This is a genomic window from Pseudomonas sp. ADAK2 TE3594 (genome assembly GCF_053628675.1).
This window is the reverse complement of sequence record NZ_JBRJGV010000001.1, coordinates 5,422,869-5,436,866: the sequence shown is the minus strand read 5'-3', so window position 1 is coordinate 5,436,866 and position 13,998 is coordinate 5,422,869. Positions and strand designations below refer to the sequence as shown.

Annotated in this window: 10 protein-coding genes and 1 pseudogene; 7 read left to right on the top strand and 4 right to left on the bottom strand. The window is 60.3% G+C overall.

Features of this window, described 5'->3' with window-relative positions; all coding sequences use genetic code 11:
* The first annotated feature begins 12 nt into the window (after nt 1-12).
* Complete coding sequence (locus AB7M22_RS24445; RefSeq protein ID WP_454188026.1) at nt 13-1,257, top strand: metallophosphoesterase family protein; 1,245 nt, start codon at nt 13-15, stop codon at nt 1,255-1,257.
* A gap of 121 nt (nt 1,258-1,378) precedes the next feature.
* Here AB7M22_RS24445 and gbcA read toward each other — a convergent pair whose 3' ends face one another.
* The gene (gene gbcA / locus AB7M22_RS24440) at nt 1,379-2,674 is read right to left on the bottom strand and encodes a glycine-betaine demethylase subunit GbcA (protein WP_454188025.1); all 1,296 of its coding nucleotides are present in this window, start codon (nt 2,672-2,674) and stop codon (nt 1,379-1,381) included.
* Between the two features lie 282 nt (nt 2,675-2,956).
* Here gbcA and gbcB point away from each other — a divergent pair, with 282 nt between their 5' ends.
* Nucleotides 2,957-4,057, top strand: a complete 1,101-nt coding sequence (gbcB, locus tag AB7M22_RS24435) for a glycine-betaine demethylase subunit GbcB (protein WP_305424803.1) — start codon at nt 2,957-2,959, stop codon at nt 4,055-4,057.
* A gap of 117 nt (nt 4,058-4,174) precedes the next feature.
* Here the strand turns inward: gbcB and AB7M22_RS24430 are convergent, their stop codons facing one another.
* The 3 genes and pseudogenes from AB7M22_RS24430 to AB7M22_RS24420 form a co-directional block, all read right to left on the bottom strand.
* The gene (locus AB7M22_RS24430) at nt 4,175-4,999 is read right to left on the bottom strand and encodes an SDR family oxidoreductase (RefSeq protein ID WP_454188024.1); all 825 of its coding nucleotides are present in this window, start codon (nt 4,997-4,999) and stop codon (nt 4,175-4,177) included.
* A 128-nt stretch (nt 5,000-5,127) separates the two neighbouring features.
* Nucleotides 5,128-5,660, bottom strand: a pseudogene (locus AB7M22_RS24425) (REP-associated tyrosine transposase).
* A 245-nt stretch (nt 5,661-5,905) separates the two neighbouring features.
* The gene (locus AB7M22_RS24420; protein WP_192344843.1) at nt 5,906-6,946 is read right to left on the bottom strand and encodes a threonine aldolase family protein; all 1,041 of its coding nucleotides are present in this window, start codon (nt 6,944-6,946) and stop codon (nt 5,906-5,908) included.
* 131 nt (nt 6,947-7,077) lie between these two features.
* Here AB7M22_RS24420 and AB7M22_RS24415 point away from each other — a divergent pair, with 131 nt between their 5' ends.
* From AB7M22_RS24415 to AB7M22_RS24395, 5 genes are all read left to right on the top strand, one after another.
* Nucleotides 7,078-7,794 (top strand): TraX family protein, encoded by a 717-nt coding sequence (locus tag AB7M22_RS24415; RefSeq protein ID WP_454188023.1) that lies wholly within the window; start codon nt 7,078-7,080, stop codon nt 7,792-7,794.
* 313 nt (nt 7,795-8,107) lie between these two features.
* A complete protein-coding gene (gene glyA, locus AB7M22_RS24410; protein ID WP_008008141.1) occupies nt 8,108-9,361 on the top strand; it encodes a serine hydroxymethyltransferase in 1,254 nt (417 codons plus the stop codon).
* Nucleotides 9,362-9,384: 23 nt separating this feature from the next.
* Nucleotides 9,385-10,635, top strand: a complete 1,251-nt coding sequence (locus AB7M22_RS24405; RefSeq protein ID WP_007907561.1) for a sarcosine oxidase subunit beta — start codon at nt 9,385-9,387, stop codon at nt 10,633-10,635.
* A gap of 14 nt (nt 10,636-10,649) precedes the next feature.
* Nucleotides 10,650-10,979: a sarcosine oxidase subunit delta gene (locus AB7M22_RS24400; RefSeq protein ID WP_008008142.1), complete on the top strand. Its 330-nt coding sequence runs from the start codon at nt 10,650-10,652 to the stop codon at nt 10,977-10,979.
* Complete coding sequence (locus AB7M22_RS24395) at nt 10,976-13,993, top strand: sarcosine oxidase subunit alpha (protein ID WP_454188022.1); 3,018 nt, start codon at nt 10,976-10,978, stop codon at nt 13,991-13,993. The genes AB7M22_RS24400 and AB7M22_RS24395 overlap by 4 nt, the downstream gene beginning before the upstream one ends.
* Nucleotides 13,994-13,998 lie beyond the last annotated feature (5 nt).

Below are 13,998 nucleotides of genomic sequence, written 5' to 3'. Positions count from 1 at the left end.
GAGGAAAGCGACATGTCATTGGTCAGTCATTGGGAACACGAGTACGACAAGGTCAAGCTACGCGTACATGGCTTGTTCACCCGTTTGGAAATGGCCTGGAAAAAGCTCGTCAGCGAGCTTGAGCCGGAGGAGTACCAGGCCATTGTCGCACTGCTGCAACGGGGCCACGATCAGGCACAATACGTGCTCAAGCACGGCGATGTGCCCGACGATCAGCCGAGTGTGCCGTGGGAGTTGGCCCATGGCTTGTCGATCCTGCACATCGGCAACGCCAGCCCCTTGCCGCAATCGGTAGACGAACTGCAAACCCGCGTGCTCAAGGACGGCAGCCTGCTCGGTTGTCGCAAATGGGAGCTGCTGGATCTGTTGTGGAGCGAGGCATTGCTCAAGTGGATCGAGAACCTGCGGCATCACGCGCCGTTCGCCACCACCCCGGCGTTGATGCGCATGGACAGTGACGTGACCCTGGCCATTGCCGGTGACTGGGGCACCGGGCCGTTCGATAGCCACGCCCCGGCGGTCTCAGTCGCCAACCAGATGCAACTGGCCCAGGCTGATTTCACCGTTCACCTGGGGGACGTGTACTACGCCGGCACCCGCTCTCAGGAAGACGTCGACATGGTCGGCTGGCCCATGGGCAAGCACGGCTCGTTCACCCTCAATTCCAATCACGAGATGTACAGCGGCGCCCATGGCTACTTCAAGGAACTGGCCAAGCGTTTCCCGGCGCAGCAGGGCACCAGTTATTTTGCGTTGTACAACGATGACTGGCTGGTGATCGGGCTCGACACGGCTTACGCCTCGGATGCGATCAACCTGTACATGGACGGTGCACTGAACAAACAGCAGATCGACTGGATGAAAGACTTGCCCCAGCGCAAGAAGATCATGGTGCTCAGTCATCACCAGGGTATCGACATTACCGGGCACAACAAGACGGCGCTGTATCAACCGGTGTGCGATGCCTTGGGCCGCGAGCCGGATTATTGGTATTGGGGGCATTTGCACAACGGCATCTGCTACGCCGCTCAAGGCGGGTTGCATGCACGCTGCGCCGGGCATGGGGCGATTCCCTACGGCAATGCCAGCGAGCTGAACGGGCATGCGCGGGTGCTGTGGTCGGAAACGCAAAATGCGCAGGATGAGGCGTACCCGGATCGGGTGTTGAACGGTTATGTGAAGGTGCGGCTGGTGGGGGAAAACATCGAAGAGACGTTTATTGGGGAGGATGGGTCGGTGCGGTGGTCTTCAAGTTGATGGAGTGAATGTTACGGCCTCATCGCGGGCAAGCCCGCTCCCACAGTGATTGGGGTGTTCACAGAGTTTGTGAACACCGCCGATCCTTGTGGGAGCGGGCTTGCCCGCGATGCTTTTGCTCTTAGCCTTGAACCGGAACGCCTTTGAGGTACGGCGCAGGCTCGGCCCCAAGGTTGTTCAGCAACCGCTCGCTGTACCAATCCACAAAGTTCACCACGCCAAACTCATAGGTCTTGGAGTAAGGCCCTGGCTGGTACGCGGTGGAGTTGATCCCGCGCTGGTTTTCTTCGGCCAGGCGACGGTCCTGGTCGTTGGTCGCATCCCAGACCTGGCGCATGCGCTCCACGTCGTAGTCCACGCCTTCGACCGCGTCCTTGTGCACGATCCACTTGGTGGTGACCATGGTTTCCTGAGCGCTGATCGGCCACACCGTGAACACGATGATGTGGTCGCCCATGCAGTGGTTCCACGAGTGCGGCAGGTGCAGGATGCGCATCGAACCCAGGTCCGGGTTCTTGATGCGGCCCATGAGTTTGGCGCAGCCCTGTTTGCCGTCCATGGTCATCGACACGGTGCCCTTGAGCAGCGGCATGCGCACGATGCGGTTACGCAGGCCGAAACTGGCGTGGGCGTAAGGGATCTTCTCGGCTTCCCAGGCTGCGGCGGAGGCAGCGACGTGGTCCTTGAAGGCCTGGTCGGCACGCGGGTCAGTGACGTCGTCCCATTCCAGCAGGGTTTTCAGCAGTTCCGGGTGCGATGCGTTGCAGTGGTAGCACTCGCGGTTGTTTTCCAGCACCAGTTTCCAGTTGGCCTTTTCGAACAAGGTGGTCTGGATCGCCACCTTGGTGTTCTCCATGTCGTACGGTTCCATGTAATGGTTCAGCGTCGACAGGAAGTCATCAATGGCCGGCGGGTTCTCCGACAGGCTGATGAAGATGTAACCGCCAGCGGTTTTCACATTCACCGGCTTGAGGCCGTACTGCTTCATGTCGAAGTCGGCGCCCATCTCGGTGCCGGCGAACAGCAGGCGACCGTCCAGCTCGTAAGTCCACTGGTGGTAGTGGCAGACCAGTTTGGCGACTTTGCCTTTTTCGCTGGTGCACAGCCGTGAACCACGGTGACGGCAGACGTTGTGGAACGCATGGACCACGCCGTCGGCACCACGAATCACGATGATAGGGTTCTTGCCGACTTGCAGGGTCAGGTAGTTGCCCTTGGTCGGGATCTCGCAGGTCATGCCGGCGATCAACCACTCTTTCTGGAAGATTTCCTGCATGTCGATATCAAACAGCCGCTCGTCAGAGTAAAACGGCTGCGGCAGCGAGAAAGTGCGCTCGCGCTCTTGCAGCATCTGCGCGGTGGCCTTGCGTGCGGGTTCCAGTGGATCGCCCAGGCTCAGGGTAGTGGTGACGTCCATCATTTAATCCTCAAGGCCATTCTGTGTGGCCGGCGAAAGTGGCTAATCAGGTTTGCTACGCAAGGTGTAAAGGTTGTGTCTTGGTATGGAGCGAGTGTGGGGCCGGCGCTAGCCAGAACCTTATCCATGGGCGACATGGCCCAATCTGTTCCCGACGCGCAACCCCCGGTAGATGCGGGCTGGTCGCGATAAGTATGTGAATGTCGCAGATAGGTAAATGGGTGGTTCGCACGTTACGCAGAATCGCCAACATAAGGCCGACCATCGGCGGTGGAGAACAGCATGTCCAACAGCTTCCTGAATCCGGTAACCACCCAGACCTGGGCCAATGGTCGACACATTGTCCGTTGCGTCAAAGTCATCCAGGAAACCTGGGATGTGCGCACCTTCTGCTTCATGGCCGACCAGCCGATCCTGTTCTTCTTCAAGCCTGGGCAGTTCGTCACCCTGGAGCTGGAAATCGACGGCGTGCCGATCATGCGCTCCTACACCATCTCCAGCTCGCCGTCGGTGCCGTACAGCTTTTCGGTGACCATCAAGCGCGTGCCGGGCGGCAAGGTGTCCAACTGGCTGCACGACACCCTGCATGAAGGCCAGGAGCTGGCGGTGCACGGGCCGGTCGGGTTGTTCAACGCCATGGACTTCCCCGCGCCGAAAGTGCTCTACCTCAGCGGCGGCGTCGGTATTACACCGTGCATGTCCATGGCCCGTTGGTTCTATGACACCAACGGCAATGTCGACATGGTGTTTATCCACAGCGCCCGCTCACCGAAAGACATCATTTACCACCGCGAGCTGGAACACATGGCGTCGCGGATCGATAACTTCAGCCTGCACCTGATCTGCGAGAAACATGGTCTGGGCGAGCCGTGGGCCGGTTATCGCGGTTACCTGAACCACAAGATGCTCGAACTGATGGCGCCGGACTTCCTTGAACGTGAAGTCTTCTGCTGCGGTCCGACCCCGTACATGAACGCGGTCAAGCGCATGCTTGAGGCGGCGGGTTTCGACATGAAGCGTTATCACGAGGAATCCTTCGGCGCGACGCCGCCGGAAGCCCGTGCCGATGCGGTGGAGCAAGCCGAGCAAGCGGCGGACGCTCCAGAAATCGACGCGGCGGATCTGCATCAGGTGGAATTCACCGCGTCCGGCAAAAGTATTCGCGTGGCGCCAGGGGAGACCGTGCATGCGGCGGCGGCCAAGCTTGGCTTGCTGATTCCGAAAGCCTGCGGGATGGGGATTTGCGGGACCTGCAAGGTGATGAAACTGGGGGGCGAGGTCGAAATGGACCACAACGGCGGGATTACCGAAGAAGACGAGGCCGAAGGGTTCATCCTGTCGTGCTGCAGCGTGCCGAAGGGTGACGTGCGGATCGAGTTCTGATACACGCCACGCCACCTGTGGGAGCGAGCTTGCTCGCGATGACGGAATCAGATTCAACATCAATGTTGGCTGATCCACCGCTATCGCGAGCAAGCTCGCTCCCACAGGAACGGTGTTTCAGTCGATAAACAGGTCCGGCATCAGTTTGTCGGTGGAGTCCGGTTCAAACCGATACCCCTCGAAATCCGTCATCCCGTTTTCCCTCAAAATCTCCTCATCAATCAGCAACCGACCGGTGATGCTGCGACCACTGCTGCTCAGAATCGCGTAAGCCGCATCCGCCATAATCGCCGGCGTGCGCGCATGTTTGAACGACTCGCGCGACCCCAGCTGAAACTCGATGGCGGCAGTGGCGATCATGGTCTGCGGCCACAGGGAATTGACGCTGATGCCGTAGTTGGCGAATTCCTCACTCATGCCTAGCGTCAGCATGCTCATGCCGTATTTGGTCACCGTGTAGGGGCTGTACTGGGCGAACCATTTGGTGGCCAGGTTCAGCGGTGGTGACAGGTTGAGGATGTGGCCGGCGGTTTTTTTCAGATAGGGCAGGGCGGCCTGACTGCACAGCAGCACCGCGCGGGTGTTGATCTGGTGCATCAGGTCGAAGCGCTTGAGTTCGATGTGTTGCACCCCGGTCAGCTTGATCGCCCCGGCATTGTTGATCAGCGCATCGATGCCGCCGAAATGTGCACTGGCGTCGGCCATGGCCTGGCGCACGGCAACTTCATCGCGCACATCCACCTGCAAGGCCAACGCCTTGCCGCCGGCGGCTTCGACTTCCGCCGCCACGCTGAAGATGGTGCCGGGCAGTTTGGGGTGAGGGGTGGCGCTTTTAGCGGCAATCACGATGTTGGCCCCGTCCTTTGCTGCCCGCAGCGCAATCTCACGCCCGATGCCACGGCTGGCGCCGGTGATGAACAGGGTTTTGCCTTGTAGTGACATGCATACGCTCCTGATTGTTGTTATCTGAGCGGATCGAAACAGCTCGCCAGTCAATGTAGACCAACTCCCCAACCTGATCATTCCCACGCTCCGCGTGGGAATGATCAGGTTGGGGAGTGCTATGAGCTTCAATACCAACGCTGAATCTCGATCAGCCCCTCCATCCCTGCATAATTCATCGCGCTGGAATAGCGCCAGTGCCCAGGTAAATCCACGTACCCACGCTTCACCGGGTTGTAGTGGATGTAATCCAGTTTCTGGCGCATCACGGTTTCGCTGTACACCATTTCCGCGTGTGACCCTTCCTGCCACAGCTGATAAACCCTGTCCTGTTGTGTGCACGTTTGCTGAAACGCAGGCGCTGCAACGCGCGCTCTGCGCCTTTGTTTTGCAGATCGTCGATGATTTGGCGGGTGGTGAAGGATTTGAACTGGCGGAGACATTTGCTCAGGTCTGGAGCTTCGGCAACGAAATGCAAATGGTTTTCCAGGACGACGTAACCATACAGCTTTAGACCTTGGTAGGTTTGTTGATAGCGCCAGCAATTGAGCAGGTGATCGACAATGTAGGGGCGGATAAACAGTGGGAGCCATTCCATGATTGTGCAGGTCAGGAAATGCGGTTTGTCGGGTTCGGTGATGGTGTAGCGGCTTCGGCCCATGGATGCATTCCTTTGCGGGGGAATGACTAGGGTGAGCGGGGTTGTGTGAGGGGGCTAGAGGACAGCGCCGCGCAGTGAGTAAGAAATTGCGATGCGCCACTGTGATCGTTCCCACGCTCTGCGTGGGAATGCAGCTCGTGACGCTCTGCGTCACTGCGGTATTGGGCATTGCGTCGGCGTTGAGGCAGGAACGCGGAGCGTCCCAAGAGGCATTCCCACGCAGAGCGTGGGAACGATCAGTACGATCAGGCCGACATCACGTGCCGAATATCCGTCGCCAATTCGCGCACGCGCTCTTCTTCGGTGTCCCACGAGCACATGAAGCGTGCGCCGCCGTTGCCGATGAAGGTGTAGAAGCGCCAGCCCTTGGCGGTCAGCGCGGCAATTGCCGGTTCCGACAGTTGCAGGAATACGCCGTTGGCTTGCACCGGGAACATCAGTTCCACGCCAGGGATATCGCTCACCAGTTCGGCCAGCAGCTGCGCGCAGTGGTTGGCGTGGCGGGCGTATTTGAGCCAGGCGTCGTTTTCCAGGATCCCGACCCACGGCGCCGAGAGGAAGCGCATCTTCGACGCCAGTTGCCCGGCCTGTTTGCAGCGGTAATCGAAGTCTTCAGCCAGTTTGTGGTTGAAGAACAGGATCGCTTCACCCACCGCCATGCCGTTTTTCGTGCCGCCGAAGCACAAGACATCGACCCCGGCCTTCCAGGTCAGGTCTGCCGGTGAGCAGCCAAGAAATGCGCAAGCATTGGAGAAGCGTGCGCCGTCCATGTGCAGGTTCAGGCCCAGTTCTTTGCAGGTGACGCTGATGGCGCGGATTTCTTGCGGGGTGTACACGCTGCCGACTTCGGTGGCCTGGGTCAGGGTCACTACGCGGGGTTTGGGGTAGTGGATGTCCTGGCGCTTGAGGGCGATTTCGCGGATCGACTCCGGCGTCAGCTTGCCGTTTTCGGTGCGGGCGATGAGCAGCTTGGAGCCGTTGGAGAAAAACTCCGGTGCGCCACATTCGTCGGTTTCGACGTGGGCGGTTTCCGAGCAGATCACGCTGTGGTAACTCTGGCACAGCGATGACAGGGCCAACGAGTTGGCCGCGGTGCCGTTGAAGGCGAAGAACACTTCGCAGTCGGTTTCGAACAGTTTGCGGAATTGATCAGATGCGCGTGCGGTCCACTCATCGTCGCCATAAGCGCGCTGGTGGCCGTGGTTGGCCTGTTCCATGGCAGCCCAGGCTTCAGGGCAGATACCGGAATAGTTGTCGCTGGCGAATTGTTGGCTCTTATCGGTCATGGACGGCTTCCGTGGTCGAGGCTCTTATGGTGAAGAGCATCGTGGTCAATGATGGTGCGCACTTTACCGAAGATCGTCCGGGGAGCACACGGGATGTTGCTGTCAGAAAAATACACGGTTGACGGGCAATTATGCACATGACTCAACGGGATGGGGCGCTGGATCTGCTCAAGTGGCTGGCGCTGCTGAGCATGGTGCTCGATCACCTGCGATATGTCGGTTACTCCATCGATCTGCTGTATGTGCCGGGTAGATTGGCGTTCCCGTGGTTTTGTTTGGCGATGGCGGCAAATCTGTCGCGGGCACAGGCAGTAACGACCGACGGCCAATGGCGCTACCTCGGTTGGTTATCGCTGTTTAGCGCTCTGAGCGAAATTCCCTACCGGCTGTACATTCCTGATCACAACACCTTGAACGTGTTGCCCACGTTGGTTCTGGGTTTGTTGGTCGCCCGTGGCTGGCAGCTCAGGCTGCTTCAGCCGCGGCTATTAGCGGCGGGTGCCTTGTTGCTGGCGGCGCTGTTCCCGGAACGACTGATGTTCGGATTCTTCGGCGTGCTGTTGCCGCTGGCGATGTTGCTGGTGATCAGGCGTCCCTGGTATTTCAGCCTGCTGCCGGGGCTGGTCTGCCTGGCGGCCAATCAATGGCAAGTGCTGTATTACGCCGCCCGGCTCGGCAGCGGTGCGGCGATCCTCGGCATTGCCGCTTGTCTGATTGCGCCACTGTTGGGGATATTGTTATTGCGACAGGCCCAAGGCATCCAGCCACCGCCGATGCGTCGCTGGGCGTATGCGCTCTATCCCGTGCATTTCCTCGTGCTTCTGGCCTTGCGCCAACTCATCGCCTGACCCCTGAGCTTCTACAGATGCGCGCAAAACCCTGTGGGAGCGGGCTTGCCCGCGATGGCGGCATCACATCCAGCATTGATGCCAGCTGACCCACCGCTATCGCGGGCAAGCCCGCTCCCACAGGGGATCCTTTCTGATTTGAAGATTGTGTCCGGCCAGCCTTTTCGGCCTATGTCGTAAACGCACCTTTGCGTGGCGTCCATAGGCATTTGACCTGTCTGCGCCGGTCATACCATCGCATCCAAAGGGCACTGCCGTAACGCCAGTGCCTTACCGAGACGAATGGCGCATAGATGCCGCTGGGAGAGACGCGATGTTCAGCAAGCAAGACCAGATCAAGGGTTACGACGATGCACTGCTGGCGGCGATGAATGCCGAGGAGCAACGCCAGGAAGATCACATCGAGCTGATCGCGTCAGAGAACTACACCAGCAAGCGCGTGATGGAAGCGCAAGGCAGCGGCCTGACCAACAAATACGCTGAAGGCTATCCGGGCAAGCGCTACTACGGTGGCTGCGAGCACGTCGACAAGGTCGAAGCCCTGGCCATCGAGCGCGCCAAGCAATTGTTCGGTGCCGACTATGCCAACGTTCAGCCGCACTCCGGCTCTTCGGCCAACAGCGCCGTGTACCTGGCCCTGCTGCAAGCCGGCGACACCATCCTCGGCATGAGCCTGGCCCACGGCGGCCACCTGACTCACGGCGCCAAAGTGTCGTCCTCGGGCAAGCTGTACAACGCCGTGCAGTACGGCATCGACACCAAGACCGGCCTGATCGATTACGACGAAGTCGAGCGCCTGGCCGTCGAGTGCAAGCCGAAGATGATCGTCGCCGGCTTCTCTGCCTACTCCAAGACCCTCGACTTCCCGCGCTTCCGGCAGATTGCCGACAAGGTCGGTGCGCTGCTGTTCGTCGACATGGCTCACGTTGCCGGTCTGGTCGCTGCCGGCCTGTACCCGAACCCGCTGCCTTACGCTGACGTGGTCACCACCACCACCCACAAGACCCTGCGCGGTCCGCGTGGTGGCCTGATCCTGTGTAAGGCCAACGAAGAAATCGAGAAGAAGCTCAACGCTGCCGTGTTCCCCGGCGCTCAGGGCGGCCCGCTGATGCACGTCATCGCCGGTAAAGCCGTGTGCTTCAAGGAAGCGCTGGAGCCAGGCTTCAAGGCTTACCAGCAACAAGTGATCGACAACGCCCAAGCCATGGCCGGCGTATTTATCAAACGCGGCTACGATGTAGTGTCCGGCGGTACCGATAACCACCTGTTCCTGGTCAGCCTGATCCGTCAGGGCCTCACCGGTAAAGAGGCGGACGCAGCACTCGGTCGCGCCCATATCACTGTGAACAAGAACGCTGTCCCGAACGATCCACAGTCGCCGTTCGTGACCTCCGGCCTGCGTATCGGCACCCCGGCGGTGACCACTCGCGGCTTCAAGGTTACCCAGTGCGTTGAACTGGCCGGCTGGATCTGCGACATCCTCGACAACCTCGGCGACGCCGATGTCGAGGCCAATGTCGCGCAGCAAGTGGCAGCCCTGTGCGCGGACTTCCCGGTTTATCGCTGAGCGCGGTTTTGGAGTAAATGACTATGCAACGCTATTCGGGCTTCGGCCTCTTCAAACACTCCCTCAGCCATCACGAAAACTGGCAGAAGATGTGGCGCACGCCGACCCCGAAAAAGGTCTATGACGTGGTCATAGTCGGCGGTGGCGGGCATGGTCTGGCGACCGCCTACTACCTGGCCAAGGAACACGGCATCACCAACGTGGCCGTGGTCGAGAAAGGCTGGCTGGGCGGCGGTAACACCGCGCGCAACACCACCATCGTTCGCTCCAACTACCTGTGGGACGAGTCGGCGCACCTGTACGAACACGCGATGAAACTGTGGGAAGGCCTGTCCCAGGACCTGAACTACAACGTGATGTTCTCCCAGCGTGGCGTTTACAACTTGTGCCACACGCTTCAAGACATTCGTGATTCCGAGCGTCGGGTCAGCGCCAACCGCCTCAACGGCGTGGACGGCGAACTGCTCGATGCCAAACAAGTAGCCGACGAGATTCCGTACCTCGACTGCTCCAAGAACACTCGCTACCCGGTGATGGGCGCAACCGTCCAGCGTCGCGGCGGCGTGGCCCGTCACGATGCCGTGGCGTGGGGCTTTGCCCGTGCCGCCGACGCACTTGGCGTGGACCTGATTCAACAAACCGAAGTGATCGGCTTCCGCAAGGAAAACGGCGTGTGCATCGGTGTTGAAACCAACAAGGGCTTCATCGGCGCCAAGCGCGTCGGTGTGGTCACCGCAGGTAACTCCGGGCACATGGCCAAACTCGCCGGTTTCCGTCTGCCGATCGAATCGCACCCGCTGCAAGCGCTGGTGTCCGAGCCGATCAAGCCGATTATCGACAGCGTGATCATGTCCAACGCCGTACACGGTTATATCAGCCAGTCCGACAAGGGCGACCTGGTGATCGGCGCCGGTATCGACGGCTACAACGGCTACGGCCAGCGTGGTTCGTACCCGGTGATCGAGCACACCATCCAGGCCATCGTCGAGATGTTCCCGGTGTTGTCCCGCGTACGCATGAACCGTCAGTGGGGCGGCATCGTCGACACCACGCCGGATGCATGCCCGATCATCTCGAAAACCCCGGTACCGAACATGTTCTTCAACTGCGGTTGGGGCACCGGTGGCTTCAAGGCCACACCTGGCTCGGGCAACGTGTTTGCCGCGAGTCTGGCCAAGGGTGAAATGCACCCATTGGCTGCACCTTTCTCCATCGACCGTTTCCATAGCGGTGCGTTGATCGACGAACACGGCGCTGCAGCAGTCGCCCACTAACAGGAGAAATCCCTATGTTGCATATCTTCTGTCCTCACTGTGGCGAACTGCGCTCCGAAGAGGAATTCCATGCATCCGGCCAGGCGCACATCCCACGCCCGCTGGACCCGAACAGCTGCACCGACGAGGAGTGGGGCGACTACATGTTCTTCCGCGACAACCCTCGCGGTCTGCACCACGAACTGTGGGATCACGTCGCCGGTTGCCGTCAGTACTTCAACGTTACCCGTGACACCGTGACCTACGAGATTCTCGAAACCTACAAGATCGGCGCCAAGCCGCAGTTCACCGACAAGACCGACAGCCCGAAAGCGGCCGCCACGGCTCTGGGAGAGAAGGTATGAGCCAGATCAATCGCCTGTCCAACGGCGGACGGATAGACCGCAACAAAGTGCTGAGCTTCACCTTCAACGGCCAGGTCTACAAAGGCTTTGAAGGCGACTCCCTGGCTGCAGCCCTGCTGGCCAACGGTGTCGACATCATCGGCCGTAGCTTCAAGTACTCGCGTCCGCGCGGCATCTTCGCCGCCGGTGCCGAAGAGCCGAACGCTGTGCTGCAGATCGGTGCGACCGAAGCCACGCAGATCCCGAACGTACGCGCCACGCAACAAGCGCTGTATCAAGGCCTGGTCGCCACCAGCACCAACGGCTGGCCGAGCGTGAACAACGACATGATGGGGATTCTCGGCAAGGTCGGCGGCAAGCTGATGCCGCCGGGCTTCTACTACAAAACCTTCATGTACCCGCAATCGTTCTGGATGACCTACGAGAAGTACATTCGTAAGGCTGCCGGCCTCGGCCGCTCGCCGACCGAGAACGATCCGGACACCTACGACTACATGAACCAGCACTGCGACGTGCTGATCGTCGGCGCTGGCCCTGCGGGTCTGGCGGCTGCGCTGGCGGCTGCCCGCAGCGGTGCGCGTGTGATCCTGGCCGATGAGCAGGAAGAGTTCGGCGGTAGCCTGCTCGATTCCCGCGAAAGCCTTGATGGCAAGCCTGCTACCGAATGGGTCGCCAGCGTCATCGCCGAGCTGAAAAACACCCCGGACGTGCTGCTGTTGCCGCGCGCCACGGTCAACGGTTACCACGACCATAACTTCCTGACCATTCACGAGCGCCTCACCGATCACCTCGGTGACCGTGCCCCGATTGGCCAGGTGCGTCAGCGCATCCACCGGGTTCGCGCCAAGCGTGTAGTGCTGGCGACCGGTACTCACGAGCGTCCACTGGTTTACGGCAACAACGACGTGCCGGGCAACATGCTCGCTGGTGCTGTGTCGACTTATGTTCGTCGTTACGGCGTGGCACCGGGCAAGAAACTCGTGCTGTCGACCAACAATGATCACGCCTACCGCGTAGCGCTGGATTGGCTCGACGCCAGTCTGCAAGTGGTCGCGATCGCCGACGCCCGCAGCAACCCGCGTGGTGCGCTGGTGGAAGAAGCACGCGCCAAAGGCATCCGCATCCTGACCGGCAGCGCCGTGATCGAGGCCCGTGGCAGCAAGCACGTCACCGCCGCTCGTGTTGCCGCGATTGATGTAAAAGCACACACCGTGACCAGCCCGGGCGAGTGGCTTGATTGCGACCTGGTTGCCAGTTCCGGCGGTTACAGCCCGGTGGTTCACTTGGCGTCGCACTTGGGCGGCAAGCCGATCTGGCGTGAAGACATCCTCGGTTTCGTACCGGGCGAAGCACCGCAAAAACGCGTGTGCGTCGGTGGCATCAACGGCGTCTACGGCCTCGGCGATTCGCTGGCCGATGGTTTTGAAGGTGGTGCTCGCGCCGCCAGCGAAGCCGGTTTCAGCGGGGTCGAAGGCACCTTGCCGAAAGCCTTGAGCCGTCTGGAAGAGCCGACTCTGGCGCTGTTCCAGGTGCCTCACGAAAAAGCCACTGCCCGTGCGCCGAAGCAATTCGTCGACCTGCAGAACGACGTCACCGCTGCCGCCATCGAACTGGCGACCCGCGAAGGCTTCGAGTCGGTCGAGCACGTCAAGCGTTACACGGCGCTGGGCTTCGGCACCGACCAGGGCAAGCTCGGCAACGTCAACGGCCTGGCCATTGCCGCCCGTTCGCTGAACGTGACCATTCCGCAGATGGGCACCACCATGTTCCGTCCGAACTACACGCCGGTGACTTTCGGCGCCGTGGCCGGTCGTCACTGTGGGCACATCTTCGAGCCGGTTCGCTTCACCGCGCTGCATCACTGGCACGTGAAGAACGGTGCTGAATTCGAAGACGTCGGTCAGTGGAAACGTCCTTGGTACTTCCCGAAAAACGGTGAAGACCTGCACGCCGCGGTAAAACGCGAATGCAAAGCCGTGCGCGACAGCGTCGGCCTGCTGGACGCTTCGACCCTGGGCAAGATCGACATCCAGGGCCCGGATTCGCGTGAGTTCCTCAACCGCATCTACACCAACGCCTGGACCAAGCTCGACGTGGGCAAGGCCCGCTACGGCCTGATGTGTAAAGAAGACGGCATGGTGTTCGACGACGGCGTGACTGCATGCCTGGCCGACAACCATTTCGTGATGACCACCACCACCGGCGGCGCTGCACGCGTGCTGCAATGGCTGGAAATCTACCACCAGACCGAATGGCCAGAGCTGAAGGTGTACTTCACTTCCGTGACGGATCACTGGGCGACCATGACCCTGTCGGGGCCGAACAGCCGCAAGCTGCTCAGCGAAGTCACCGACATCGACTTGAGCAACGAAGCCTTCCCGTTCATGACCTGGAAAGAAGGTCTGGTCGGTGGTGTGCCGGCGCGGGTGTTCCGGATTTCGTTTACCGGTGAGCTGTCGTACGAAGTCAACGTGCAGGCCGACTACGCCATGGGCGTGCTGGAAAAAATCGTCGAGGCCGGCAAGCAGTACAACCTGACCCCGTATGGCACTGAAACCATGCACGTACTGCGGGCAGAGAAGGGCTTCATCATCGTCGGTCAGGACACTGACAGCTCGATGACCCCGGACGACCTGAACATGGGCTGGTGTGTCGGTCGCACCAAACCGTTCTCGTGGATCGGCTGGCGTGGCATGAACCGCGAAGACTGCGTACGTGATCAGCGCAAGCAATTGGTCGGTCTGAAGCCGATCGATCCGACCAAGTGGCTGCCGGAAGGGGCGCAACTGGTGTTCAACACCAAGCAAACCATCCCGATGACCATGGTCGGTCACGTGACTTCCAGTTACCTGCACAACTCCCTGGGCTATTCGTTTGCCATGGGTGTGGTCAAGGGCGGCTTGAAGCGCATGGGTGAGCGGGTGTTCGCACCGCTGGCCGACGGCAGCGTGATCGAGGCGGAAATCGTTTCTTCGGTGTTCTTCGATCCGAAAGGCGATCGCCAGAACGTGTAACACCA

Coding starts and splice junctions, on each gene's coding strand:
- AB7M22_RS24445 (WP_454188026.1), top strand. CDS start 13: ATGTCATTGGTCAGTCATTGGGAACACGAGTACGACAAGGTCAAGCTA.
- gbcA (WP_454188025.1), bottom strand. CDS start 2,674: ATGGACGTCACCACTACCCTGAGCCTGGGCGATCCACTGGAACCCGCA.
- gbcB (WP_305424803.1), top strand. CDS start 2,957: ATGTCCAACAGCTTCCTGAATCCGGTAACCACCCAGACCTGGGCCAAT.
- AB7M22_RS24430 (WP_454188024.1), bottom strand. CDS start 4,999: ATGTCACTACAAGGCAAAACCCTGTTCATCACCGGCGCCAGCCGTGGC.
- AB7M22_RS24420 (WP_192344843.1), bottom strand. CDS start 6,946: ATGACCGATAAGAGCCAACAATTCGCCAGCGACAACTATTCCGGTATC.
- AB7M22_RS24415 (WP_454188023.1), top strand. CDS start 7,078: ATGCACATGACTCAACGGGATGGGGCGCTGGATCTGCTCAAGTGGCTG.
- glyA (WP_008008141.1), top strand. CDS start 8,108: ATGTTCAGCAAGCAAGACCAGATCAAGGGTTACGACGATGCACTGCTG.
- AB7M22_RS24405 (WP_007907561.1), top strand. CDS start 9,385: ATGCAACGCTATTCGGGCTTCGGCCTCTTCAAACACTCCCTCAGCCAT.
- AB7M22_RS24400 (WP_008008142.1), top strand. CDS start 10,650: ATGTTGCATATCTTCTGTCCTCACTGTGGCGAACTGCGCTCCGAAGAG.
- AB7M22_RS24395 (WP_454188022.1), top strand. CDS start 10,976: ATGAGCCAGATCAATCGCCTGTCCAACGGCGGACGGATAGACCGCAAC.